This window comes from Methylocystis sp. S23, from assembly GCF_054106005.1.
The window spans coordinates 2,105,238-2,128,353 of record NZ_CM134185.1 but is presented as its reverse complement, the minus strand read 5'-3'; the positions used below and the strand labels follow the sequence as shown (position 1 = coordinate 2,128,353).

Genomic DNA, 23,116 nt, shown 5'->3' with positions numbered 1-23,116 from the left:
TCAGCAGGAGCCGTCTCGAAGCACGAGGGCGAGTTCCAGATTTCGGGAAATGAAGGTTTCCTCGTCCTTCGAGACGCCGCCTTTGGCGGCTCCTCAGCATGAGGAAGCCTTCACGCGATCGCCCGGCTGGAGGCCGGGACCTTGGGTCTTGCCGATCAAGCGATTACATTCCCGCGAGGGCCGCAGAGAAGGAACGCCCGGATGGAAAGAGTGAAAGCGCTGATCGGCGCGCTGAAGCCGCGCCTCGCCCGCGCCTTCTGGTTCACGCTCGCGCTCATCTTCCTGGTCGAGAGCTGGCTATGGGACAATGTCAAGGAATGGCTGCGCCGGCTCGAACGAGCCTTGGGACTGGAGAGGCTGGAGCGCCGGCTCGAAGCGGTGGTGGCGAAATCGTCGCCGCTGACGGCGCTCGCGCTTTTCGCCGTCCCCGTGATCGGCGTGCTGCCGTTCAAAGTGGCGGCGCTCGCGCTTTTCGCGCGGGGACATTTCCTGCTCGGCGCGATCTTCATCTTCGCGGCGAAAGCGCTGACCCTCGGCGTCGAGGCCTTCCTGTTCGACATCTGCCGCGACAAGCTCCTGCAAATGCAGTGGTTCGGGCGCATTTACGTCATCGTCCTCGATATTCGCGCCTGGGCCTCCCTGCTGGTGAAGCCCTATAAGGCCCGGCTCGTCGCGCTCATCCGCGAGATCCGCGCCTATGCGGGGCGCCACATCGGCGGGGATGGCGCCGAACTGACGCGGAAAATCGCGCGGCTTCGCGAATTTGCGAGGCGGAAACGTCCCGTCTGACCTATTCGCAGATGGCGTAGCCGAAGCAGAAATCCGCCTCGGCCTCGGCGCTGGATTTGAAGACGGACGACGCGCTGGCGAAGCTCGCCGCCAGCAGGAAAAGCATCAATCCAAACAATGCGGCTTTGCTCATCGTTTCCTCCCACCCATCCGCGCCTCGAAATAAGCGTGCGCTGGAATATGAAGGGGTCGGCGAGCGCTGCCGCCCAACGCGCGGCCAGGCCGCCCCTGGCCTAGTTAACGCCGATCATCCATTCTCGTTCCTGGCGGAAGCGCAAAGCGGCGCTCAGCGGCAGATCGCATAGCCAAAGCAGACGTCGCCCGGATCGGCATGCGCGCTCGTCACCGCATAAGCGCCAGCCCCGGCCAGTTCGAGCGCAAGGACAATGGCGACCGCGAGGAAAACGCCAAGACCAGCCGTCTGTTTCATAGGAACCTCCCTTTTTCGTCTTCGCCGCCCATTGGCGACTGTCGCGACATTAGGAGGACAAGGCGGGCGCGGCGGTGCGACGCCGCACGTCGGGCGACGGGAACGCGGCGAAAAAGCGCGAGCCGAGCAGGCGCGCAAAAGAAAGAGCCCCTCTCCCGCGCCGGGAAAGGGGCTCCTCGAAAACGGGCCGCGAAAGGCTTAGATGACCACGACCTTCGTGCCGACCTTCACGCGGTTGTAGAGGTCGATGGCGTCGATGTCGCGCATGCGGATGCAGCCCGACGAAACGCCCTGGCCGATCTTCTCCGGCTCATTGGTGCCGTGAATGCGGTAAAGCGTGTCCTTGCCGTTCTGGTAGAGATAGAGGGCGCGCGAGCCGAGCGGATTGTCGGGGCCGCCCGGCAAGCCGCCGGCGTCGGCGGTCGGCTGCAGATGCGGCCAGCGCTCCAGCATGTCCTTCGGCGGAATCCAGCGCGGCCATTCCTGCATCGCGCCGACATAGGCGCGGCCAGTCCAGCCCATGGCGTCCTGGCCCGTGGCGACGCCGTAACGCACCGCCTTGCCGCCCGGCATGACGTAATAGAGGAAATGCGCCCGGCTATCGACGATGATCGTGCCGACGGGCTCCTCCGACTTGTAGTCGACGAGATAGCGGTCAAATTCGGCGCCGATCTGAGCCTTGGGCGCGAGCGCCATGAACTCCGCGTCGCGGCCGGAGAGCTTCGGATCAGGCAGGGGGGTTCCGCTGTAGCAGCCCGCAAGGGCGAGCGCGGATAGCGCTGTCACAAATAAAAGCTTTGAATACATTACAACGCTCCTTTCCGCCGCAAGACCCGGTTCTTGAAAAAGGCTTACCACGAACTTGCCCGAGACAATCCGCCTCAGCGTCACGTAAGGGCCAATATTCTCCCGGTGTTGCCAGGGCGCCACGGAGTCGCCGCGCGCAAAAAACCGGCATTGCGCGCGCAAGGCGCTTGACGTCTTTCATTTTTCATAGACATGGGCCAGAAAACGGCGGAAATGGAATGCGGGCCGCGCAAGCGGCGACCCGCAAAGCGGCGGTCTGGTGAAAACCCTTCTTTTCACGCATGCGAGCGGTCTCGACCACGAAATGGGCCCGGGCCATCCCGAGCGGCCCGATCGCCTGCGCGCCATTGAACGCGGACTCGAGGCGGAGCGCTTTCAATCCCTTGTGCGCGTCGACGCGCCGAGCGCGCCGCTCGAGGCCTTGCTGCGCGTGCATCCGCAGGCTTATCTCGACGCGCTGGAGGAGGCGCAGCCCCGCGAAGGCTACGCCGCGCTCGACAGCGACACGGTGATGTGCCCGAAAACGGTCGCAGCCGTCTGGCGCGCCGCCGGCGCCGCCGTCGCGGCCGTGGACGAGGTCATGACCGGCGCCGCGGACACGGCCTTCGTCGCCGCGCGCCCGCCGGGGCACCATGCGGGCGCGCGCAATCCGATGGGTTTCTGCTTCGTCAACAATGTCGCCGTCGCGGCGCGGCACGCCCTGGCGGCGCATGGGGCGGAGCGAATCGCCATCGTGGATTTCGACGTCCATCACGGCAACGGCACGCAGGACATCTTCTGGTCCGAGAAAAACGTCTTGTTCTGCTCCACCCATCAGGCGCCCTTCTATCCCGGCACGGGCGGCTATAACGAGACCGGCGAGCACGGAACCATCGTGAACTGCCCTTTGCTCGCGGGCTCGACGGGAGACGCCTTCCAGGAAGCGCTCCTCGACCGCATCCTGCCCCGGCTGCGCGATTTCAGCCCGGACCTCATCCTCGTCTCCGCCGGCTTCGACGCGCATGAGCGCGACCCGCTCGGCGGCCTGCGGCTCACCGAGAAGGATTTCGGCGAGGCGACCAAGCGCCTGATGGACGTCGCGGACCGGAAATGCCGCGGCAGGATCGTCTCGCTGCTCGAAGGCGGCTACGACCTAGAGGGCCTGAGCCGCAGCGTCTCGGCCCATATTCAGGCCCTGATGGGCGCCTGAGACGGCGGGGCCGCCCGTTCGGCCGCCGCCTCCGCCGCGAGATGGGCCATTTCGGCGCGCGCCAGAATGTCGATGAGCTTGGCGCCTTCCTCGCGGGGCTGCTCCTCCTCGCGCGGCTGTAGACGCTGCTGCCGCGCCGCCTCCAACGCGCCGGCCGTCACCTGGCTCGCGGCGCGCTCCTTCTCCAATTGCTCGGCGAGATCGCGGATCGATTGTTCGAACTGCGCCTTCTGGTCGGCGAAGCGGCTCGTCTCGGCGTTCAGCCGCTCGCCGGCGAGCGCCGCCTTCTGCTCGGCCTTCTCCAGCCGCGAGGCGAGATCGCGCATGGCGCGGATCAAGGCCCGCGCGCGCTTGCCCAGCCTTGCGTGAGCGCGGCCGCGCGATTCGAGCTTTTCCTTCACCTGCGCGGCCTCGGCCGCGATCGACTCCGAATGTTCGGAGAGCCGCAGCAGCTTCTGCTCCATCTCGGCCGCCTGGCGCTCGCCCAGGCGGCATTGCTCCGACTTCTCCTGCAACGCGCTTCGCGCCTCGGCGAGAAGGCCCTCGGCGGCCTGGGCGCGGGTGGTCTGCTCCCGCAGCCTGGCCTCAAACCCGGCGAGCCGCCGGCGGTCGTCCTCCTTCTCCGCCCGCCACGCCGCCTGCGCATCCGCGAGATTGGCCTGCAGCATTTCGGCGCGCTGGCGCATGAAGACGGTTTCGTCCTGCGCGGCCGCAAGGTCGCGCTGAAGCTCCGCGACGAGCGCGTCGTTCTTGGCGACGGCGCCTTGCAGGTCCTCGACCTCGCCGCGCAAATGATAGGCCTGGGCGCGCTCGGCCTCGTAGACGTCATGGAATTGCGCGCCGATATTCTGGGCGTCGCGCAGATCCGCTTCGAGCTTTTCGATGCGGCCCTCATTGAGATGCAGGATGGCGCGAAGGCGTTCGTTTTCGGACTGGAGCAGGCTGTTCTCCGCCCGCGCCTCCTCCCGCCCCTCGTAAAGCGTGCGGTTCTCCTCCTTCGCGTCGGCGAGCGCGCCCTCGACCATCGCGGCCATCATGCCGCGCTCGACCAGCGCCGCATTGGTCGCCTCTCGGGCGGAGAGGATATGGCCGATCCAATTGGAGATCTCGACGAAGCGCTCCCGCACCTGCGTCAGCTCCTCGATCTTCTGGACGAGATCGATGCAGCGATTCTTGATCTCCTCGTCCTCCGCGCCGATCTGGTCGAGAGTCCATTCCGGCAGCGGCGGCGGCCTTTGAGGCTCGGCCTGCGCATGGCCGGACCATTGCGCGAGACGCGCAAAGGCCGCGGCCGTGTCCGACGACGCGTGAACGGGGGCACGGAGATGATTGTTCATCGCAAGCTTTCCCCTTTCGCCGCGGCGTCTCGCCCGGGCGCCGTTCGGCGGCTTCCAGTGGGTCCGAAAGCAAGAATATTCGGGAAGCCGGAGGGGACGGAATTTGGCCTTTCGGCTATGGCCGATGCCGCAATTGACCCGGCGCGGCGGGCGCATCCGATGAAAATACTTAATCCAACCGGACAAGGAAAAAGCCGCGACGCTCGACGGTCGCGGCTTTTTTTCAAAAACTCGGTCGCTCGGGGCGCGCGGCCCCGGCGGCTCAGCCCTGGCGCGCCTTATAGCGCTTCTGGACCTTGTTGATGACGTAGACGCGGCCCTTGCGGCGCACGATCTGGTTGGCGCGGTGGCGCGAACGCAGGGATTTCAGAGAATTGCGGACTTTCATCGGTCTATCCTCGGCAACAGAACACTGGCCGGGATAACGCCCAGCGCCTCGTTGGCCGCGCATATGCCAAATTTTGCGCCGCCGATCAAGTCGAAACCGCCCGCTCAGAAGAGGACATTGGCGAAAAACCTCAGATTTGCTCCCGGCAGCAGCGTCTCGTTCTTGCGGAAAGAGACGCTGTTGCGAATGTCGTCATTCAGCAGATTGTCGCCGACGAGTCCGACCGTCATCTCCTTGCCCCAGGCGCCGTCCGGCGCAAGCGGCGCCCGATAGCTTACTTCCGCCCGCAGGAGATTATACCCCTTGGTGGGCGTTTCGCCGGTCAAGGCGACGTCGTTCTGCGCGAAGGCGTGCAGCAGATTGGCCCGCGCCAGCCAATTGGCGTCGCGCCAATAGAGGCCGCCGCCGAGCCGCGCGGGCGGAATGCGGGGGACGTCGCCGCCGCTCGTGAAGCTCGCCCGCACGACGTCGAACTGATTTTCCACGCCGAGCGTCCCGCCCAGGAGCGGCGCGACGTCGAGCTGGCTCTGGAACTCCGCGCCGCGGAAGACGGCGTTGCGCTGGGAATAGACCGCGAGGCGCAGATCGCCCTCCCCGCCGATCGCGCAACTGGCGAAATCGGCCTCGCAGACGGGCCCCGCAAGATTGCGGAAGATGAAGCCATCGAAGCGCGTGACGTAAAGCGCGGCCTCGAAGCGGAACGGTCCCGTCGCGCGGCGCAGGCCGAGTTCGAGCGTCTTCGCCTTTTCGACGCCGAGATTCGGATTGCCGACGTCGAAGGTTCCGGTCGCCTCATGGACGCCGCGCGAAAGCAGCTCCGGCGCGCGCGGCGCGCGCTCGACATATTGCGCGGAGAGGCTCGCGACCAGATCGTAAGGCAGGTCGTAGAGAAGGCCGAGGGCGCCGCTCGCCGGGGCGAAGCGGCGATTTCGCGCGATCGGCGTCGCCGGATCGACGAGGAAGTCGGGCAAGGAGCCCGTCGCCTGCGCATGCTCGATGCGGCCGGCGAGCTGCATCTTCAGCGCGTCGGCGAGCTTCAGCTCGTTGAAGAGATAGCCTGCGACCGCCTTCGTGCGGTTCGGATCGTAGAGTCCGCCTTCCAGACCCGGAGAGGTGAGGAACTGATGCGTTCCCTGCACGCCGACGGCGCTAGTCAGCGTCCCGAAAGGCAGCGCGATCGGCATGAGCTGCGTTTCGACCCGAACCTCCAGATCCTTGTTGGTGAAAATTTGCTGAACGCCGTCGAATCCGTCTTCATTGGCAAGTTCGCGATGCTTGTAATCGGTCAAGCCCGCCCAGAAGCGGATCGTGTCGACATAGGCCGACTGAATGCGGAATTCGCCCTTGCCGGAGACGCGCGTCTGGCGCATCTCGATGCGGGTGTTCGTTTCCGTCGGCTCTATGCCCGGAATGCGATATCGGCTGTCATACCGCGTGACCGCGAAGCCGACAAAGCCGCCGCTCGGCAGGAGATAGCTCGCGCCGAGCGACGCGCCGCCCGAGCGGTTCGACGAATTGGGCTGGCGGCCGGCGACATAAGGCGGCGGCTCCGGCGGGAAGAGATAGGGATAGCCGGGGATGCGATAATCGCTGGCGCGCCGGCCATGAATGTCGGCGTGAACGAGGAAGTTTCCGCGCCCCGCGTCGAGCAGAGTCGCGTCTTCGAGCAGATTGTCGACCGTCGCGATCGCCGCGCGAGTCTCGATCTTTGCGCAGCCCCTATCGCGAAAGACGGAGTCCGCGGCGCAGGGCGGCGCCTCGGGGATGCGGTTGTTGGCGACGTTGACGACGCCGCCGATCGCCTGCGAGCCCCAGCGAAGCGTCGCGGGTCCGCGCACCACCTCCACTTGGCTCGCGACGAGCGGATCGAGCGGCGCGCCATGGTCCTCGCCCATCTCCGAGACGCCGCTCGCCCCGACGCCGTTCTCCTGAATCCGGACGCGGTAATTATCGAGGCCCCGCACGATGGGACGGCTCGCCGCGCCGGGCGCGAAGCTCGAGCTCGTGATCCCGGGCCTGGCAAAAAGAACGTCGCCGAGAGTCGTTCCGGTCGAGGCCCGGAGCTCCTCATTCGTCACGACGGTCACGGCGGCGAACTGATCCGGCGCGATCGCCAGCACGCCGCGCGGCGCGGCGGCGGCCGGCGCCGGGGCGGACGGCCCGACCGGCGAGGCCGCCGCGGAGCGAGCCGGCGCGGCGGAGGGCGCGCGCGCCTGTTCGACCCCAGGGGCGGGACGCCGTTTGATCGGGCTCGCGGCGCCGACCTCGATCGTGGGGAGGGATTGTTGGGCGGCGGCGGGCGCGATCAGGCCCAGCGTCCCCGCAAAAAAGACGACGGTTCCCCAACGCGCCTTGACGTCAATCCCCCAGCCCATAAGCGCCTCCTGATATGTAATGTTATAACACTCGCGTTATAATATTACATGCCCTGGCGCGGTCAAGAGCGCCGGGCGGCGTTCGGGAAGGACGAGCCCCCTGCGCGGTGGGCGCGGGCCTCGGCCGCTCAGGCCGCCGCCGCCACGAATTTCTCCCACCCCGCCGCGCGGAGCTGGCAGGCCGGGCATTCGCCGCAGCCATAGCCCCAGTCGAAGCGCTTGCCGCGCGCGCCGAGATAGCAGGTGTGGGTCTCCTCGACGATGAGCGACACGAGCGCGTCGCCGCCGAGCTCCCGCGCGAGCTTCCAGGTCGCCGCCTTGTCGATCCACATCAGCGGCGTATGGATTTCGAGATCCATCGCCATGCCCAGCGTCAGCGCCCGGCTCAATGCGCGGATCGTTTCGTGCCGGCAGTCGGGATAGCCGGAATAATCCGTCTCGCACATGCCGCCGACAAGATCGGCGACGCCGCGCCGATAGGCGAGGGCCGCCGCGAAGGTGAGGAAAAGCAGATTGCGTCCCGGCACGAAGGTCGTGGGCAGACCATCCTCGCGCAAGGCGATCTCGACATTGCGCGTCAGGGCCGTATCGGAAATGGCGCCGAGCGCTTCGATCGAGACGGTATGGTCGTCGCCGAGCCTTTCGCGCCATTGCGGCGACAGGCGGGCGAGCCCGTCGCGCAACGAAGCCCGCCTATCGAGTTCGACGCGATGGCGCTGCTTATAATCGAAGCCGACCGTCTCGACGCGCCCGAATCGCGAGAGCGCCCAGGCGAGACAGGTCGTCGAATCCTGTCCGCCCGAGAAGAGAACAAGCGCCGATCCGCGCTCGAATTGATCTTGATCGGAGGCCATGGCGGGTCGCTTTCCGGAAGGCGATTGCGCGGATGAGGGGCGTCGCCGGCCTCATTCTACGTCCGCGCCCGAAGCCTTCAAGCGCGCGCTGCGCGTCATGGACGCGCGCTCGACATTCATCGTCGGCGCCGCCGGAACGACAGGCGCCAGGCTCAGGCCGCGACATGCACGAAATTTGTGCGTGGTTCCCGAGCGCTCTTTCCCGCGGGCCAATGTTTTGAAGCTCATTGTATCCGCAGGCGAATCCCAAGCCGGAGCCACAGCGCAAGCTTCCGCGCGAGCCCTTGCGAGGGAAGATTTGCCGCGATTGGCGTTGCCGCAGCCCCAGCCGGGCACAGTTTACGAACTGTTCAGCAACCGCCAAGGAGGCGAAGATGGGACAGTCCAGCTATAAGGGCTTTGCGTCGATGGATCACGAGAAGCATCTGGAGATCGCCCGCAAGGGCGGAAGATCGGTGCCCGCCGAAAAACGCAGCTTCTCCCAGAATCACGACTTGGCGGCGGAAGCGGGGCGCAAGGGCGGACAGAACGTCGCGGCGAAGGACCGCAGCTTCTTCCGCGACCGGACGCTCGCCGCGACCGCCGGCCGCAAGGGCGGTCATGCGTCGCACGGCCATCGGCCCCAGGGGTAAGCGCCCCTTTGCGCCAATTTACGGAGCGCTTCGAGCGCATTCCGCGAATGGGAAACCGTCGCGAGGAGAATGCGCTCCGGCGCCGTCGAGGAAGGCGCCCTAGCTAGGCGGCGGGACGGCGGGCGGCCTGCTGCTGGGACGGCGTGTCGAATTTCGGCAGAGCGTTCATCACGCGCTGCGGCGGGAAGATGACGATGGCGTCCGTGCCCTCGCGCACCTTCGATTTCAGCATGAACTGACCGCCATGCAGCTCGACGAGGCCCTTGACGATGGGCAGGCCGAGGCCCGTGCCTTCGTCCGCGTTCTTCTGCGCCAGCGCGCCGCGGCCGAAAGACGACATCACCACGGCGATTTCCTCTTCCGGAATGCCGGGGCCCGTGTCCTTGATGGCGATATATTGGCCGCCCGTGCTGGTCCATCCCACCTTCAACGTCACCTGGCCGCCCTGCGGCGTGAATTTGATGGCGTTGGTGAGAAGGTTGAGGATCACCTGACGCACGGCGCGCTCGTCCGCCCAGATGCGCGGCAGACTGGGCTCCACGGATTCGATGAGCTTGATGTCGCGCTTCTGCGCGCGGATCGTCAAAAGGTGCCGGCATTCCTGCGCGATATTGACGAGCGACACGCTCTCTTCCTTCAGCTCGTAGCGGCCCGCCTCGACGCGCGACAGATCGAGAATCTCATTGATGAGCATCAGCAGATGCTGGCCGCTCGAATGAATGTCGTTCGAATAATCGCGATAGGCCGGATTGGCGTGCGGACCGAAAAGCTCGCCCTTCAGCACCTCCGAAAAGCCGAGAATCGCGTTGAGCGGCGTCCGCAGCTCATGGCTCATGGTGGCGAGGAAGCGCGATTTGGCGAGATTGGCCTCCTCCGCGCGCCGGCGCGCTTCGTCCATATTGGCGTTCGCCTGCTCCAGCTCCGCGATCAGCTCGCTTTTCTCCGCGCGGAAGAACAGGCTTTCCGAGGCGAGCTGGTGGAAGCGCCTGGCCAGGACGTAAACGAACACCTGCGTCGCCACGATCGTCGCGAGCAGCGCAATGAAGGCGTCGCCGCCGCGATTGACGAAGGCGATATATCCGATCGCCGTCAGCGAGCCGGGCGCGATGGCCGCGTAGACCGCCGCCGGCACGGTCGCCGCAATCATGGCGTTGTAGGCCGACGACAGCAGCAGCATCACGATGACGAGCGTGCGCGCATTGGGATCCGTCGCGTTGAGCAGCATCGCCGCGACGCCGGCCCAGACGACCCCATGCGCCAGCTCGGCGCCGACGAATTTCGTGCGCCATTGCTTGACCGTCACTTTCGCGTCGTCGAGGGCCTGAAGATTCTTGGCCGTTCCGTAGCAGAGGATGAGGCTCGAAAAGGCGAGCACGAGCCAGATGATGACCCTTTGGGCCGGCAGCCAGTAGAGCGCCAGGAACGACATCATCAAGATGAGCGCCACCGCCGAGACCGCGGAATTGACCCGCGCGTCGGCATAGGCGCGCAGCAATTCGAGATCGGCGCCGCGATGTCCCGTGTCGGATGTCGTCAAGCGTTCGCGCGCCTGGCGCACCCGGGCGCCGAGGCGACGCTTCTGCGTCGCCGTCTGCGGATCGAGGCCGCGGCCACGCTCGATCATTTCAGCGGTGATTTCACTCATTCTTCACACGCGCGCAAGGCGGAACACAACTGAAACGGACGACCGCGATAATCGCCAGGAAACATTAACAGCCCACTCACAAATCGCCACGATTTGGACCATATTTACGTTCTCCGACCAAGAGGAAAGGCATGATTCTCTACGACTCGCCGCTCGCGCCGAATCCGAGGCGCGTGCGTATTTTTCTCGCCGAGAAGGGCGTCGCCGTCCCGACGCGCGGCGTCGACCTGATGGCGCTGGAGCATATGCAGCCGGATTATGCGCGCATTAACCCCATGCGCGCGGTTCCGGCGCTCGTTCTCGACGACGGCGCCGCGCTCACGGAGACCGTGGCGATCTGCCGCTATATCGAATATCTTCATCCCGAGCCGCCGCTTCTCGGGCGTGACGGCCGCGAGCGGGCCTTCGTGGAGATGTGGCAGCGGCGGATGGAATTTTCCCTCTTCATGCCGGTCGCCTTCGCCTTCCGCCACAGCCATCCGAGGCTCGCCGTGCTGGAGAACCCGCAATTTCCCGAATTCGCGGAAAGCCAGCGCCCGCGCGCGGTCGCGGCGATGCGCTTTCTGGACGGAGAATTGTCGGGGCGCGAATTCGTGGCCGGAGACGCCTTCACGATCGCCGACATCACCGCCTTCGTGGCGCTGGAGCTGACCAGGCTGGCGCGAATCGAGATTCCGGCGGAGCTGCCTCATCTCTCCCGCTGGCGGGAGGCCATGGGCGCCCGGCCCAGCATGGCGGCCTGATGGTGGGCGACGCGGCGAAAAGGCTGGAGGCGCTTGCGGCTCGCATCCGCGCCTGCCGCCATTGCGCCGAGGCGCCCGCGCCCCTGCCGCATGAACCGCGCCCGGTGCTCCGCGTATCGCCGACCGCGCGGCTCCTCGTCGCGAGCCAGGCGCCGGGCAATCTCGTCAATCAGACGGGCATCCCCTTCAACGACCCCTCCGGGGAGAGGCTGCGCGACTGGATGGGCGTCGATCGCGACACCTTCTACGACGTTTCCCGCATCGCCATTGCGCCCATGGGCTTCTGTTTTCCCGGCAATGACGCCGCCGGCGGCGATCTTCCGCCCCGCCCCGAATGCCGCAAGCTCTGGCACGACAAGCTCTTCGAGGCGCTGCCGCGGATCGAAACCGTGCTCGCCATCGGCCGCTACGCGCAGGATTATCATTTCGCGCGGCTCGGCCATGATCTGCGAAAGGGCGCAAGCGTCTCCGAGACGGTCGCCCGCTGGCGGGAATTCCAAAGCGCACGGCCGCTGATCTTCCCCCTGCCGCACCCCTCCTGGCGCAACACGGGCTGGTTGAAGAAAAATCCCTGGTTCGAGTCCGAAATCCTGCCCGCCCTGCGCGCCGAGGTCGCGCGGCTCGTCAAAAAGCGGGATAAGAGGACGTGAGCGTCGTCGCCGTCGGAAGTGGACCGCGCGCCGTCGCCCTCGGCAATGAACGGCCCTTGGCGCTGATCGCCGGCCCCTGCGCGCTCGAAAGCCGCGAAATGGCGCTGGAAGTCGCCGCGGAGCTGGCGCGAATTTCCGACCGCCTCGGGATCGGCGCCGTCTTCAAGGCGTCCTTCGACAAGGCCAACCGCACGAGCGGCGCGTCGCAACGGGGGATCGGCATGGAGACCGGCCTTCGGATCTTGGCGGAAATCAAGGAAACGACCGGCCTGCCCGTTACGACGGACGTGCATGAGAGCTGGCAATGCGCGCCCGTGGCCGAGATCGCGGACCTGCTGCAAATACCCGCCTTTCTCTGCCGGCAGACGGACCTCATCGTCGCGGCGGCGCGCACGGGCCGCCCCGTGAACATCAAGAAGGGGCAGTTTCTCGCGCCCTGGGACATGGCGCACGCCGTCGCGAAAGCCCGGGCGGCGGGCGCTGGCGGCGCGCTCGTCACCGAGCGCGGGACGAGCTTCGGCTACAACGCCCTCGTCGTCGACATGCGGGCGCTCCCCATTCTCGCCGAGACCGGCGCGCCGGTGATCTTCGACGCGACCCACGCCGTGCAGCAGCCGGGCGGACTCGGCGCGTCGTCGGGCGGCGAGCGCCGTTTTGCGGCCACGCTGGCGCGCGCGGCCGTGGCGGCCGGCGTGGCGGCGCTCTTTGTCGAGACCCATCCCAACCCTGACGCCGCCGTCTCCGACAGAGAAACGCAGATTCCGCTGCGGGAGCTGGAGGCGATGGCGGCGGAGCTGTCGGCGTTCGACCGGCTGGCCAAAAGAAGCGTCCCGCGCGGGCGGGACGAAGCAGGCTAAGCGAACGCCTTCAGCGGGTTTGGGCCAGGGCCGGCCCCGGCGCGTCCGAATAATCGGTCAGCCAGCCGACCGCGATGATGACGAGACCCATGGCCGCGAAGAAGGCGAAAGCGGGCTCGACGCCGCGAAATTCGGGGAGGAACGCCACGGCCAGGAGAGCCGGGCCGACGATCCTCTCCACCCAGCCATGAATCGGGAAGGGCAGCCGGCGAATGAGCCCAAGCGGGAAATCCGTGACGAGCGTCATGGCGAGATGCACGGCGGCGAGCAGCCAGGCGAGCATGGCCGGCGCGCCGCCGAAGCCGAGAACGATCGGCGCAGCCAGAAACAGAACCACCGTAAGATAGTCCAGATAGCCATGCGCAAGCGGCGTGATGCGTTTCATGATCTCTCTCCCTCTCGGATTGGAGCGGACGACGTGAAACGCTAGGGCCTCCCGCTCTTCCCGTCTGTCATCCCGGTTACAGAGCCGGCGGCTTCCCGCCCGCGACCGACCGGAGGGCGGCGTGGTTGACGCATATCATATCGCGCCGGTAATCGAGCGCGCCGCGGCGTCGCAAGGCGCCCATGATCTTGGCCACGACGGGGCGGGCCGCATGGACGAGATCGGCAATATCCTGCTGGGTGAGCGGGATATCCAGGGAATAGCCATGCGCGCAGGGCGCGCCGAACATGAGCGCCAGTTCGTAAAGCGTCTCGACGATCCGGACTTCGACCGTCTTCGTTTCGCGGTCGATCAATTTGCGCTCCGCCCGCTCTCGCGCCGTCTCGAGCCCGGCGCTCAGAAAGGCCGCGAAAGGCGGATCCTCGCTGACAAGGCGCGCGACCTCCGCCGGCGCCAGCCTGACGACGCGGGCCTCGCCGATCGCGGTCGCGGCGCAATTCGAGGTTTTCCCGGGCGAAACGCCGCCGAACAGGCTTTCCGGCCCCAGCACGGCGATTGTGAGCTGGCGGCCCTGATCAGTGACATGCGAAAGCTTTACGGCGCCGCTCAGCAGGCAAAACAGCCCGGCGAGCTCGTCTCCCTGCGCGTGAATCGTCTCCTTGTCGCGAAAGGCCGTGACGAGCAGCGACGGCGCGATCAGCCGCCAGGCCGCAATTCTCGCTTCCGCCGGCATCCGTCCCGCTCCGAAATCCCAGCGCCGCATCCAGGGGTCGTCCGATCACCCGCGCCCGCGATAGGGCGGAACGCCCTGATCCGGCAGCCACAACCCCTCGGGCGCGGGTCCCGTCTGCCAGAAGACGTCGATCGGGATTCCGCCGCGCGGATACCAGTAGCCGCCGATGCGCAGCCATTTCGGCTTCATGGCCGCGACGAGGTCGCGGGCGATGCGCATGGTGCAGTCCTCATGAAAGGCGCCATGATTGCGGAAGCTCCCGAGATAGAGCTTGAGCGATTTGGACTCCACCAGCCATTCGCCCGGAACATAGTCGATGACGACATGCGCGAAATCCGGCTGGCCGGTCACCGGGCAGAGGGAAGTGAATTCCGGGGCGGTGAAGCGGACGAGATAGGCCGCGTCCCTGTGCGGATTGGGCACGAGGTCGAGCTCGGCCTCGTCCGGCGAAGCGGGCAGCAACGCCTTTGCGCCGAGAAGCAGCGCGCCTTCATGGGTCTTGGTCATGAGGGCTTAAAGATAACGCCCCGCCCCGGCCGTCAAGCGGGCGCTCAGCCCCCCTTTCGTCATTGCGAGCGGAGCGAAGCAATTCAGAGCCGCCGCGCCGCCCCTGGATTGCTTCGTCGCTTGCGCGCCTCGCAAGGACGGGCGCGGCGAAACGCGCCTACGGGTCCCGGTCGTCGGCGCATTCGCCGGTGCGCAGCGTGATCGGATGCGCCGTCATCCAGCCGGAGAGAAAGCGGTTGCCGTCGGCCTTGAGCGCCGCCTGCATTTCGGCGCGGATGATCTCCAGCCATTTCTGCCGCCGGTCGGGCGTGTTCATCTCCGCCGGCACGCCGAGATCGATGGCCTTGACCGCGAACTGGAAAGGCATCGTATGCCAGAAGGCCACCGCGCCCCCGCCCTGCATCGCCTCGACCGCGCTCTCCGGCGTTTTGGCGAGCTTCTCCTGTTCGGCGACAGGGACGGCGTCAGGCTTGCCGTTATGCGGCGTGGCGATGACGACGCCGTTGCGGAAGAACATGTTGGTGACCGCGCCCTTGCGCTCGGCCGCCAGATTGCCGCCGATGACGAAGGTCGCGCTCGACTTCTCGACGGCGCATTTCACCATGCGGTCGAAGCACGCCGCGACGCCCGACATATGGGCGTTGCAGCCGGTCTCGATCCATTTCGCCATGGTCTCGGGCGCCACGTCGAGAATATAGGCGACGCCCTGGGGATATTCGCAGCGCTGCGCCAGCGCCGCGGGCCAGCCGAGGAAATCCTCCGAAACGGGCGCGCAGCTCCCGGCGCGGACCGGCGATTTGTCCATCGCCGCCTTGACCGCCGCGACATGCTCCGCGGTCTGCGCCCACGCGCCGGGCCCCACGGCCGGGCCCCAGAACGCAAGCGCGGCGGCGGCGAGCGCGAGCTTTCTCCTGTCGAACGCCATGTTTCTCTCCCGCTTTCCAGTATTGGCGAGGCCGCGCGGGGCTTTTCTGCGCTTTGCTGTTCGCAAGAAGGCTTGAAAACCGACCGTCGTCTCGCGTTTTTCTTTGATAAAGCTCAAGTTAGCGGCCCCTGAGCGCCAGTCAACCGCTTTCGGCGCCGGGCCTTTGCCGGGATGCCGCGGGCTTTCCCGGCGCGCCGGAGGGAAAGCCGCGCTAATCCGTCCCGTCAGGCTTTTCCGCGCCGCCTAATAAGGCTAAAAGGCGGCGCTGCTCCGCGCCGCATCATAAAGAGGCCCCTATATGACCGAGATCATCGACATCCACGCCCGTGAAATTCTCGACTCGCGCGGGAATCCGACCGTCGAGGTCGATGTGACGCTCGAGGATGGGTCTTCGGGCCGCGCCGCCGTTCCCTCCGGCGCCTCGACGGGCGCGCATGAGGCTGTGGAGAAGCGCGACGGCGACAAGAGCCGCTATCTCGGCAAGGGCGTGCTGCAGGCCGTCGACAATGTGAATGACGAGATCGCCGGCGCCCTGCTCGGCCTCGACGCCGAGGATCAGGTCGGCATCGATCAGGCGATGATCCGGCTCGACGGCACGCCGAACAAGAGCCGGCTCGGCGCCAACGCCATTCTCGGCGTCTCGCTCGCCGTCGCCAAGGCGGCCGCCGAAGCCGCCGCCCTTCCGCTCTACCGCTATGTCGGCGGCACGCAGGCGCGCGTCCTGCCCACGCCGATGATGAACATCGTCAATGGCGGCGTCCATGCGGACAACCCCATCGACTTTCAGGAATTCATGATCATGCCGACGGGCGCGGAGAGCGTGCGCGACGGCGTTCGCTGGGGCGCGGAGATATTCCACACGCTGAAGAGCGCGCTGAAGAAGGCCGGGCTTTCGACCTCGGTCGGCGACGAGGGCGGCTTCGCGCCGAACCTTCCCTCCGCCGAAGCCGCGCTCGACTTCATCATGAAGGCGATCGAGGACGCGGGCTTCAAGCCGGGCGTCGACGTGCATCTCGCGTCGGACTGCGCCGCGACCGAATTCTTCAAGGACGGCAAATATGTCTATGAAGGCGAGGGCGTGACCCGCTCGATCGACGAGCAGGTCGCCTATCTCGCGAAGCTGGCCGAAAGCTATCCGATCGTCTCGATCGAGGACGGCATGGCCGAAGACGATTGGGAAGGATGGAAGAAGCTCACCGACGCCATCGGCAAGAAGACGCAGCTCGTCGGCGACGACGTTTTCGTCACCAATGTCGATCGCCTGTCGCAAGGGATCAAGGGCGGCGTCGCCAATTCGATTCTCGTGAAGGTCAATCAGATCGGCTCGCTCACCGAGACCATTTCGGCGGTCGATATGGCGCACCGCGCGGGCTACACCAGCGTCATGTCGCACCGCTCCGGCGAAACGGAAGATTCGACGATCGCCGATCTCGCCGTCGCGCTGAACTGCGGCCAGATCAAGACCGGCTCGCTCGCCCGCTCCGACCGCACCGCCAAATACAACCAGCTCATCCGCATCGAGGAAGAGCTGGGCGACGCCGCGATCTATGCCGGCAAGAGCGCGCTGAAGGCGCTGGCGTAAGCTAGTTCCCTCTCCCCGCACAGCGGGGAGAGGGTTAGGGTGAGGGGCGAGGCGTCAATACAAGCGCCTGCGATAGCTTCCGCTCTATAAGACAGATTTTCGTTGGGCTTTGCCCCTCACCCCTACCCTCTCCCCGCGCGCGGGGAGAGGGAGTATGGCCCGCCATGGAAAAAACCTTCGATCCCGCGTCCATCGAGTCCCGCATCCGCGATGTCTGGGAAGGCGCCCAGGCCTTCCGCGCCGGCCGGCCCGAACGCGCGTCAGCCGCGCCCTATTCCATCGTCATTCCGCCGCCAAACGTCACCGGCAGCCTGCATATGGGCCATGCGCTTAACAACACGCTGCAGGACATTCTCGTGCGCTACCACCGCATGAAGGGCCTCGACGTGTTGTGGCAGCCGGGCACGGACCATGCGGGCATCGCCACGCAGATGGTGGTCGAGCGGCAGCTCATGGAACATCAGGAGCCCGGCCGCCGCGAGATGGGCCGCGAGAAGTTCCTCGAGCGCGTCTGGGCCTGGAAGGCCGAGTCCGGCGGCAAGATCGTCGAGCAGTTGAAGCGGCTCGGCGCCTCCTGCGACTGGTCGCGCGAGCGCTTCACGCTTGATGACGGCCTGTCCCGCGCCGTCGCCAAGGTCTTCGTGCAGCTCTATCGCGACGGGCTGCTCTATAAGGACAAGCGCCTCGTCAATTGGGATCCCGTGCTGCACACGGCGATCTCCGATCTCGAAGTGCTGCAGCAGGAAGTGAAGGGCCATCTCTGGCGCTTCAAATATCCGGTTGTGGACAATGCCGGGAAAGAGACCGGCGAATATGTCGTCGTCGCGACGACGCGCCCGGAGACCATGCTCGGCGACACGGCGGTGGCCGTGCATCCGGAAGACGAGCGCTACAAGTCGCTCGTCGGCAAGAAGCTGCGCCTGCCGCTCGTCGGACGTTTGATCCCGGTCGTCGCGGACGAATATTCAGACCCCGAAAAAGGCACGGGCGCGGTGAAGATCACGCCGGCGCACGACTTCAACGATTTCGAGGTCGGCAAGCGCCACGGCCTGCGCCTCATCAACGTGCTCGACGCGCAGGCGCGCATGGCGCTCGGCGCCAACGCCGAATTCCACGAGGGCGTCGAGCCGTCCGAGGAGCTCGCGGCGACCGTCGCGGCGCTCGACGGCCATGACCGTTCCGCCGCGCGCAAGCTCGTCGTCGAGATGATGGAGGCGAAAGGCCTGCTCGACGGGATCGACGAGCACAGGCACATGGTTCCGCATGGCGACCGCTCGCAGGCGGTGCTGGAGCCGCGCCTGACCGACCAATGGTATGTCGACGCCAAGACGCTCGCGCAGCCGGCGCTCGCCGCCGTGCGCGAGGGCGCTACGGCCTTCGTGCCGAAGAATTGGGAAAAGACCTATTTCGACTGGCTCGAAAACATCCAGCCCTGGTGCGTCTCGCGCCAGCTCTGGTGGGGCCATCGCATCCCCGCCTGGTATGACGCCGACGGCAATGTCTATGTCGAGGAGACGGAAGAAGCCGCGCATGTCGCGGCGCGCTCGCGCACCGGCGCGGATGTGGCGCTCACGCGCGACGAGGACGTGCTCGACACTTGGTTCTCCTCCGCGCTCTGGCCCTTCTCCACGCTTGGCTGGCCGGACGAAACGCCGGAGCTCGCGCGCTTCTATCCGACCAATGTCCTCGTCACGGGCTTCGACATCATCTTCTTCTGGGTCGCCCGCATGATGATGATGGGCCTGCATTTCAGGAAGGAGATTCCCTTCCGCGACGTCTATATCCACGCCCTCGTCCGCGACGAGAAGGGCGCGAAGATGTCGAAATCCAAGGGCAACGTCATCGACCCGCTGCATCTCATCGACGAATATGGCGCGGACGCGCTGCGCTTCACGCTCGCGGCGATGGCGGCGCAGGGGCGCGACATCAAGCTCTCGACGCAGCGCGTCGAAGGCTATCGCAACTTCGCGACGAAGCTGTGGAACGCCTCGCGCTTCGCCGAGATGAACGGCTGCGCGCGCGTTTCGGGCTATGACCCGCGCGCCAACAGGATCACGCTCAATCGCTGGATCGTCGGCGAAGCGGCGCGCACGGCGCGCGAGGTCTCCGCCGCGATCGACGCCTATCGTTTCAACGACGCCGCCGGCGCCGCCTATCGCTTCGTCTGGAACGTCTTCTGCGACTGGTATGTGGAGCTGTCGAAGCCGCTCCTGACCGGCGCCGACGGCCCCGAGAAAGAAGAGACGCGCGCGACGACCGCCTTCGCGCTCGACCAGATCTATGCGCTGCTGCATCCCTTCATGCCCTTCATCACCGAGGAGCTGTGGGCGATCAAGGGCGCGGAAGGGCCCGCGCGGGAAAGCCTGCTCGTCCTGGCGCAATGGCCGTCGCTGGAGGGCCTTGAAGACGCCGAGGCCGAAAGCGAAATCGGCTGGGTGGTCGATCTCATCTCGGAGATTCGCTCCTTGCGCGCCGAGATGAATCTCAACACCGAGACGGAGCTTCTGCTCATCGGCGCCGACGCGGCGTTGCAGGCCCGCGCGACGCGCTGGGAGGAGACGATCCGCAAGCTCGCGCGCCAGTCGAAGATCGGCTTCGCCGACGCCGCGCCGAAATCCTCGGCGCAGATCATCGTTCGCGGCGGCGTGGCCGCGATCCCGCTCGAAGGGGTCATTGACCTTTCCGCCGAGAAGGCGCGCCTGGCCAAGGAAATCGGCAAGCTCGAGGGCGAGGTGAAGAAGGTCGACGCCAAGCTCGGCAATCCCGGCTTCCTCGCCAAGGCGGACGAGGAAGTGATCGAGGAGCATAAGGAGCGTCGCGAAGAAGCGCTGGCGCGGATCGAGAAGTTGACGGCGGCGCTGGCGCGGCTGGGGTAAACGCTCGCCCGCTTGCGCGGTCGTCGCCTTCATACACAGCGCGAGCCACGTTTCCCTCCCCCTTGCGGGGAGGGACCAAGGGTGGGGGTCGACGATCTAGATCGTGATTGGGGCTCCCCCACCCTGCCCTCCCCGCAAGGGGGAGGGAAAGTCCGTGGCCTTCATCAAGGCTGCGGACCGCTACCCTCCCGAACCATGACCGTCATTGCGAGCGGAGCGAAGCAATCCAGAGCCGCGGCGTCGCCCCTGGATTGCTTCGTCGCTTGCGCTCCTCGCAATGACGGGAAAGGGCCTCGCATGCCCGGTCGGAGCCGGCCGGGAACGGCCCAGTCGATTGCCGCCATTGCGCGCGGAGCGAAGCAATGACGGAAGACGACGCGGCAAGTCGGCGCTACAATGCGGCCATGACCCTCACGCACAAACCCGTCGGCCCCGGCTCTCACGTCTTCCTTGTCGACGGCTCGTCCTTCGTCTTCCGCGCCTATTTCCAGTCGATCCGGCAGGACGCGAAATACAATTATCGCTCGGACCGCCTGCCGACCGGCGCCGTTCGCCTCTTCTGCACGAAGCTTCTCCAATTCGTGCGCGAGGGCGCGGCCGGCATGACGCCGACCCATCTCGCCATCATTTTCGACAAGAGCGAGAATTCCTTCCGCAAGGAAATCTACCCCGACTACAAGGCGCATCGTTCCGAGCCGCCGGAAGACCTCGTTCCGCAGTTTCCGCTCATGCGCGCCGCCGTGCGCGCCTTCGGCCTCACGCCGATCGAGCAGGACGTCTATGAGGCCGACGACCTCATCGCGACCTACGCCGCACAGGCGCGCGAGAAGGGCGCGGACGTGCTCATCGTCTCCGCCGACAAGGATCTGATGCAACTCGTCGGCCCCGGCGTGACGATGTACGACCCGGCGTCGGGAACGGCGGGAGCAAAGGGCGCGCGCGAGGAGCGGCTGATAAAGGAAGCGGAGGTCGTCGACTATTTCGGCGTCACGCCCGACAAGGTCGTGGACGTGCAGGCGCTCGCGGGCGACTCGACCGACAATGTGCCCGGCGCCAAGGGCGTCGGCGTCAAAACCGCCGCCCAGCTCATCAACGAATATGGCGATCTCGACACGCTTTTGGAGAAGGCGCCCGGCATCAAACAGCCCAAGCGCCGCGAGGCGCTGACGGACCCGGAGGCGGTGAAGCTGATCCGCCTGTCCAGAAAGCTCGTGGAGCTGGTGCGCGACGCCCCGGTGGAGACGAAGCTCGAGGATTTGGGCCTTCATCAGCCCGACGCGGCGAAGCTCGTCGCCTTCCTGCAGGCGATGGAGTTCACGACCATCACACGCCGCGTCGGCGAGCTTTATGGCGTGGACATCCACGAGATCGAGCCCGATCCGCATTTCGTCGGCGCAGCGGGCTGGCGCGCGCGCAATGGCGAGGTCGATCATGCGGCGGCTCCGAAGCCGGCAGAACGGAAGGAGCCGGCGGCCCACAAGCCTTTCGCAGACGGCTACGCCCCTTCATCGCTCGCCGCCGCGCGAAAGGCCGAGGCCCTCGCCTCGAAAATCGACCGCTCGACCTATGAGACGGTCATGTCGGTCGAGCGGCTCGACCAATGGATCGCCGACGCGTTCGAAGCCGGCCTTGTCGCGCTCGACACGGAGACGACCTCGCTCGACCCGATGAGTTGCGAGCTCGTCGGCGTGTCGCTCGCGCTCGGACCGGGCCGCGCCTGCTATATTCCCGTCGGCCATCGCGAAGGCGGGCATGACGACCTTTTCGGCGGCGCCGATCTCGTCGCGGGGCAAATCCCGCTTGAAACCGCAATCGGGAAACTCAAGCCGCTTTTCGAGGACGACGCCGTCCTGAAGGTCGCGCAGAATATGAAATATGATCTGCTCGTGCTCTCGCGCTACGGCGTCGCCGTCGCGCCGATCGAGGACACGATGCTGATCTCCTACGCGCTCGATACGGGGCGCAACAATCACGGCCTCGACGAGCTGGCGAAGAAGCATCTCGCCCACGAGAACATCACCTTCGCGCAGGTTGCGGGAACGGGCCGCAATTTCATCGGCTTCGCGCGCGTGGCGCTCGACAGGGCGACGGAATACGCCGCCGAGGACGCCGACGTGTCGCTGCGCCTGTGGCGCGCGCTGGCGCCGCGCCTGCCCGCCGAACATAAGACCGCCGTTTACGAGACGCTGGAGCGTCCCATGGTCGAGACGCTGGCGCGCATGGAGCGGCGCGGCGTCGCCATCGACCGCCAAATGCTTTCGCGGCTCTCCGGCGAATTCGCGCAGGACATGGCGCGTTTCGAAGCGGATATTTTCGAGCTGGCGGGCGAGAGCTTCAATCTCGGCTCGCCCAAACAGTTGGGCGACATTCTCTTCGGCAAGATGGGCCTCCCCGGCGCGAAGAAGACAGCGACCGGCGCCTGGTCGACCTCCGCCAGCGTGCTCGAGGATCTTGCGGCCGAGGGCAATGAATTTGCGCGCCGCATCCTCGACTGGCGCCAGCTCTCGAAGCTCAAAAGCACCTATGCCGACGCCCTGCCCGGCTTCGTGAACAAGGAGACGGGCCGAGTCCATACCTGCTATTCGCTCGCGGCGACGACGACGGGGCGTTTGTCTTCGTCGGAGCCGAATTTGCAGAATATCCCCGTGCGCAACGAGGCGGGACGCAAGATCCGCAAGGCTTTCATCGCGGCGCCCGGCCATGTGCTGATCTCGGCGGACTATTCGCAGATCGAATTGCGGCTGCTCGCGCATATCGCCGACATACCGCAATTGAAGAAGGCCTTCGCGGACGGGGTCGACATTCACGCCATGACGGCGTCCGAGATGTTTGGCGTGCCTGTAAAGGACATGCCGCCGGAAGTGCGCCGCCGCGCCAAGGCGATAAATTTCGGCATCATCTACGGCATTTCCGCCTTCGGCCTCGCCAATCAGCTCTCCATCCCGCGCGAGGAGGCGAGCGCCTATATCAAGAAATATTTCGAGCGCTTTCCCGGCATTCGCGACTATATGGACGCGACGAAAAAAACGGTGCGCGAGAAATTATGCGTGACGACCATTTTCGGCCGCTCGCTGCATTTCCCGCGCATGTCGTCGGCGAACCCGTCCGACCGCGCCTTTTACGAACGCGCCGCGATCAATGCGCCGATTCAAGGAGCGGCCGCCGACATCATCCGCCGCGCCATGGTGCGGATGGATGAAGCGCTGGAAGATGCGGGCCTGAAAGCGCAAATGCTGCTGCAGGTGCATGACGAGCTTGTGTTCGAGGCGCCGGAGAGCGAGGCGCAAGCGACGATCGCGGTGGCGCGCCGCGTGATGGAGCACGCGCCGCTCCCCGCCGTGCAGATGAGCGTGCCGCTGCATGTCGACGCGCGCGCGGCGAAGAATTGGGACGAGGCGCATTGAGGGCGGCC

The 23,116-nt window shown here is 66.1% G+C and carries 21 protein-coding genes; 9 read left to right on the top strand and 12 right to left on the bottom strand.

What is annotated here, in order from left to right; translation table 11 throughout:
* Positions 1 to 201 precede the first annotated feature (201 nt).
* Complete coding sequence (locus ACV7JP_RS10445) at positions 202 to 789, top strand: hypothetical protein (protein WP_457795617.1); 588 nt, start codon at positions 202 to 204, stop codon at positions 787 to 789.
* A gap of 1 nt (position 790) precedes the next feature.
* Here the strand turns inward: ACV7JP_RS10445 and ACV7JP_RS10440 are convergent, their stop codons facing one another.
* From ACV7JP_RS10440 to ACV7JP_RS10430, 3 genes are all read right to left on the bottom strand, one after another.
* Complete coding sequence (locus tag ACV7JP_RS10440) at positions 791 to 922, bottom strand: hypothetical protein (RefSeq protein ID WP_457795616.1); 132 nt, start codon at positions 920 to 922, stop codon at positions 791 to 793.
* 153 nt (positions 923 to 1,075) lie between these two features.
* A complete protein-coding gene (locus ACV7JP_RS10435) occupies positions 1,076 to 1,219 on the bottom strand; it encodes a hypothetical protein (protein WP_457795615.1) in 144 nt (47 codons plus the stop codon).
* Positions 1,220 to 1,417: 198 nt separating this feature from the next.
* Positions 1,418 to 2,026 (bottom strand): L,D-transpeptidase, encoded by a 609-nt coding sequence (locus ACV7JP_RS10430; protein WP_457795614.1) that lies wholly within the window; start codon positions 2,024 to 2,026, stop codon positions 1,418 to 1,420.
* A gap of 304 nt (positions 2,027 to 2,330) precedes the next feature.
* Between ACV7JP_RS10430 and ACV7JP_RS10425 the strand changes: the two genes are divergently transcribed.
* On the top strand, positions 2,331 to 3,215 hold the full coding sequence (locus tag ACV7JP_RS10425) for a histone deacetylase family protein (protein ID WP_457799068.1): 885 nt from the start codon (positions 2,331 to 2,333) through the stop codon (positions 3,213 to 3,215).
* Here the strand turns inward: ACV7JP_RS10425 and ACV7JP_RS10420 are convergent.
* From ACV7JP_RS10420 to queC, 4 genes are all read right to left on the bottom strand, one after another.
* Entirely contained in the window at positions 3,194 to 4,552 is a 1,359-nt protein-coding gene (locus ACV7JP_RS10420; RefSeq protein WP_457795613.1) for a hypothetical protein, read from the bottom strand. The two genes, ACV7JP_RS10425 and ACV7JP_RS10420, sit on opposite strands and share 22 nt — an antisense overlap.
* A gap of 262 nt (positions 4,553 to 4,814) precedes the next feature.
* Entirely contained in the window at positions 4,815 to 4,940 is a 126-nt protein-coding gene (ykgO, locus tag ACV7JP_RS10415) for a type B 50S ribosomal protein L36 (RefSeq protein WP_036283477.1), read from the bottom strand.
* 104 nt (positions 4,941 to 5,044) lie between these two features.
* Positions 5,045 to 7,315, bottom strand: a complete 2,271-nt coding sequence (locus ACV7JP_RS10410; RefSeq protein WP_457795612.1) for a TonB-dependent receptor — start codon at positions 7,313 to 7,315, stop codon at positions 5,045 to 5,047.
* 128 nt (positions 7,316 to 7,443) lie between these two features.
* A complete protein-coding gene (gene queC / locus ACV7JP_RS10405) occupies positions 7,444 to 8,169 on the bottom strand; it encodes a 7-cyano-7-deazaguanine synthase QueC (protein WP_457795611.1) in 726 nt (241 codons plus the stop codon).
* A 374-nt stretch (positions 8,170 to 8,543) separates the two neighbouring features.
* Here queC and ACV7JP_RS10400 point away from each other — a divergent pair, with 374 nt between their 5' ends.
* Positions 8,544 to 8,801 (top strand): general stress protein, encoded by a 258-nt coding sequence (locus tag ACV7JP_RS10400; protein ID WP_457795610.1) that lies wholly within the window; start codon positions 8,544 to 8,546, stop codon positions 8,799 to 8,801.
* Positions 8,802 to 8,904: 103 nt separating this feature from the next.
* On the opposite strand, the gene ACV7JP_RS10395 is transcribed toward ACV7JP_RS10400, so the two are convergent.
* Complete coding sequence (locus ACV7JP_RS10395) at positions 8,905 to 10,446, bottom strand: sensor histidine kinase (protein ID WP_457795609.1); 1,542 nt, start codon at positions 10,444 to 10,446, stop codon at positions 8,905 to 8,907.
* 131 nt (positions 10,447 to 10,577) lie between these two features.
* Between ACV7JP_RS10395 and ACV7JP_RS10390 the strand changes: the two genes are divergently transcribed.
* Genes ACV7JP_RS10390 through kdsA form a run of 3 tightly spaced genes read left to right on the top strand, consistent with a single transcriptional unit; the run spans position 10,578 to position 12,696 of the window.
* Complete coding sequence (locus ACV7JP_RS10390; RefSeq protein WP_457795608.1) at positions 10,578 to 11,189, top strand: glutathione S-transferase family protein; 612 nt, start codon at positions 10,578 to 10,580, stop codon at positions 11,187 to 11,189.
* Entirely contained in the window at positions 11,189 to 11,839 is a 651-nt protein-coding gene (locus ACV7JP_RS10385; protein ID WP_457795607.1) for a uracil-DNA glycosylase family protein, read from the top strand. Before ACV7JP_RS10390 ends, ACV7JP_RS10385 begins: the two co-directional genes overlap by 1 nt.
* The gene (gene kdsA, locus ACV7JP_RS10380; protein ID WP_457795606.1) at positions 11,836 to 12,696 is read left to right on the top strand and encodes a 3-deoxy-8-phosphooctulonate synthase; all 861 of its coding nucleotides are present in this window, start codon (positions 11,836 to 11,838) and stop codon (positions 12,694 to 12,696) included. The genes ACV7JP_RS10385 and kdsA overlap by 4 nt, the downstream gene beginning before the upstream one ends.
* A gap of 10 nt (positions 12,697 to 12,706) precedes the next feature.
* Here the strand turns inward: kdsA and ACV7JP_RS10375 are convergent, their stop codons facing one another.
* The 4 genes from ACV7JP_RS10375 to ACV7JP_RS10360 all read right to left on the bottom strand — a co-directional run bounded on the left by ACV7JP_RS10375 (position 12,707) and on the right by ACV7JP_RS10360 (position 15,246).
* Complete coding sequence (locus ACV7JP_RS10375; protein WP_457795605.1) at positions 12,707 to 13,081, bottom strand: hypothetical protein; 375 nt, start codon at positions 13,079 to 13,081, stop codon at positions 12,707 to 12,709.
* Between the two features lie 76 nt (positions 13,082 to 13,157).
* A complete protein-coding gene (locus ACV7JP_RS10370; RefSeq protein ID WP_457795604.1) occupies positions 13,158 to 13,814 on the bottom strand; it encodes a Crp/Fnr family transcriptional regulator in 657 nt (218 codons plus the stop codon).
* Between the two features lie 45 nt (positions 13,815 to 13,859).
* Positions 13,860 to 14,321: a preQ(1) synthase gene (gene queF, locus ACV7JP_RS10365; RefSeq protein WP_457795603.1), complete on the bottom strand. Its 462-nt coding sequence runs from the start codon at positions 14,319 to 14,321 to the stop codon at positions 13,860 to 13,862.
* Between the two features lie 157 nt (positions 14,322 to 14,478).
* A complete protein-coding gene (locus ACV7JP_RS10360; protein WP_457795602.1) occupies positions 14,479 to 15,246 on the bottom strand; it encodes a hypothetical protein in 768 nt (255 codons plus the stop codon).
* Positions 15,247 to 15,544: 298 nt separating this feature from the next.
* On the opposite strand from ACV7JP_RS10360, the gene eno reads away from it, so the two are divergent.
* The 3 genes from eno (at position 15,545) to polA (ending at position 23,108) form a co-directional block, all read left to right on the top strand.
* The gene (eno, locus tag ACV7JP_RS10355; RefSeq protein ID WP_457795601.1) at positions 15,545 to 16,828 is read left to right on the top strand and encodes a phosphopyruvate hydratase; all 1,284 of its coding nucleotides are present in this window, start codon (positions 15,545 to 15,547) and stop codon (positions 16,826 to 16,828) included.
* A 164-nt stretch (positions 16,829 to 16,992) separates the two neighbouring features.
* Positions 16,993 to 19,704, top strand: a complete 2,712-nt coding sequence (locus ACV7JP_RS10350) for a valine--tRNA ligase (RefSeq protein WP_457795600.1) — start codon at positions 16,993 to 16,995, stop codon at positions 19,702 to 19,704.
* Between the two features lie 404 nt (positions 19,705 to 20,108).
* The gene (gene polA, locus ACV7JP_RS10345; protein WP_457799067.1) at positions 20,109 to 23,108 is read left to right on the top strand and encodes a DNA polymerase I; all 3,000 of its coding nucleotides are present in this window, start codon (positions 20,109 to 20,111) and stop codon (positions 23,106 to 23,108) included.
* Positions 23,109 to 23,116: the final 8 nt, after the last annotated feature.

Excerpts from the sequence above, each read along its gene's own strand:
- ACV7JP_RS10425 (WP_457799068.1), top strand. The coding sequence starts at position 2,331 with ATGGGCCCGGGCCATCCCGAGCGGCCCGATCGCCTGCGCGCCATTGAA.
- eno (WP_457795601.1), top strand. The coding sequence starts at position 15,545 with ATGACCGAGATCATCGACATCCACGCCCGTGAAATTCTCGACTCGCGC.
- ACV7JP_RS10435 (WP_457795615.1), bottom strand. The coding sequence starts at position 1,219 with ATGAAACAGACGGCTGGTCTTGGCGTTTTCCTCGCGGTCGCCATTGTC.
- ACV7JP_RS10385 (WP_457795607.1), top strand. The coding sequence starts at position 11,189 with ATGGTGGGCGACGCGGCGAAAAGGCTGGAGGCGCTTGCGGCTCGCATC.
- ACV7JP_RS10395 (WP_457795609.1), bottom strand. The coding sequence starts at position 10,446 with ATGAGTGAAATCACCGCTGAAATGATCGAGCGTGGCCGCGGCCTCGAT.
- ACV7JP_RS10420 (WP_457795613.1), bottom strand. The coding sequence starts at position 4,552 with ATGAACAATCATCTCCGTGCCCCCGTTCACGCGTCGTCGGACACGGCC.
- queC (WP_457795611.1), bottom strand. The coding sequence starts at position 8,169 with ATGGCCTCCGATCAAGATCAATTCGAGCGCGGATCGGCGCTTGTTCTC.
- ACV7JP_RS10410 (WP_457795612.1), bottom strand. The coding sequence starts at position 7,315 with ATGGGCTGGGGGATTGACGTCAAGGCGCGTTGGGGAACCGTCGTCTTT.
- ACV7JP_RS10370 (WP_457795604.1), bottom strand. The coding sequence starts at position 13,814 with ATGCCGGCGGAAGCGAGAATTGCGGCCTGGCGGCTGATCGCGCCGTCG.
- polA (WP_457799067.1), top strand. The coding sequence starts at position 20,109 with ATGACCCTCACGCACAAACCCGTCGGCCCCGGCTCTCACGTCTTCCTT.
- queF (WP_457795603.1), bottom strand. The coding sequence starts at position 14,321 with ATGACCAAGACCCATGAAGGCGCGCTGCTTCTCGGCGCAAAGGCGTTG.
- ACV7JP_RS10440 (WP_457795616.1), bottom strand. The coding sequence starts at position 922 with ATGAGCAAAGCCGCATTGTTTGGATTGATGCTTTTCCTGCTGGCGGCG.
- ACV7JP_RS10445 (WP_457795617.1), top strand. The coding sequence starts at position 202 with ATGGAAAGAGTGAAAGCGCTGATCGGCGCGCTGAAGCCGCGCCTCGCC.
- ACV7JP_RS10360 (WP_457795602.1), bottom strand. The coding sequence starts at position 15,246 with ATGGCGTTCGACAGGAGAAAGCTCGCGCTCGCCGCCGCCGCGCTTGCG.
- ACV7JP_RS10400 (WP_457795610.1), top strand. The coding sequence starts at position 8,544 with ATGGGACAGTCCAGCTATAAGGGCTTTGCGTCGATGGATCACGAGAAG.
- ACV7JP_RS10390 (WP_457795608.1), top strand. The coding sequence starts at position 10,578 with ATGATTCTCTACGACTCGCCGCTCGCGCCGAATCCGAGGCGCGTGCGT.
- ykgO (WP_036283477.1), bottom strand. The coding sequence starts at position 4,940 with ATGAAAGTCCGCAATTCTCTGAAATCCCTGCGTTCGCGCCACCGCGCC.
- ACV7JP_RS10375 (WP_457795605.1), bottom strand. The coding sequence starts at position 13,081 with ATGAAACGCATCACGCCGCTTGCGCATGGCTATCTGGACTATCTTACG.
- ACV7JP_RS10350 (WP_457795600.1), top strand. The coding sequence starts at position 16,993 with ATGGAAAAAACCTTCGATCCCGCGTCCATCGAGTCCCGCATCCGCGAT.
- ACV7JP_RS10430 (WP_457795614.1), bottom strand. The coding sequence starts at position 2,026 with ATGTATTCAAAGCTTTTATTTGTGACAGCGCTATCCGCGCTCGCCCTT.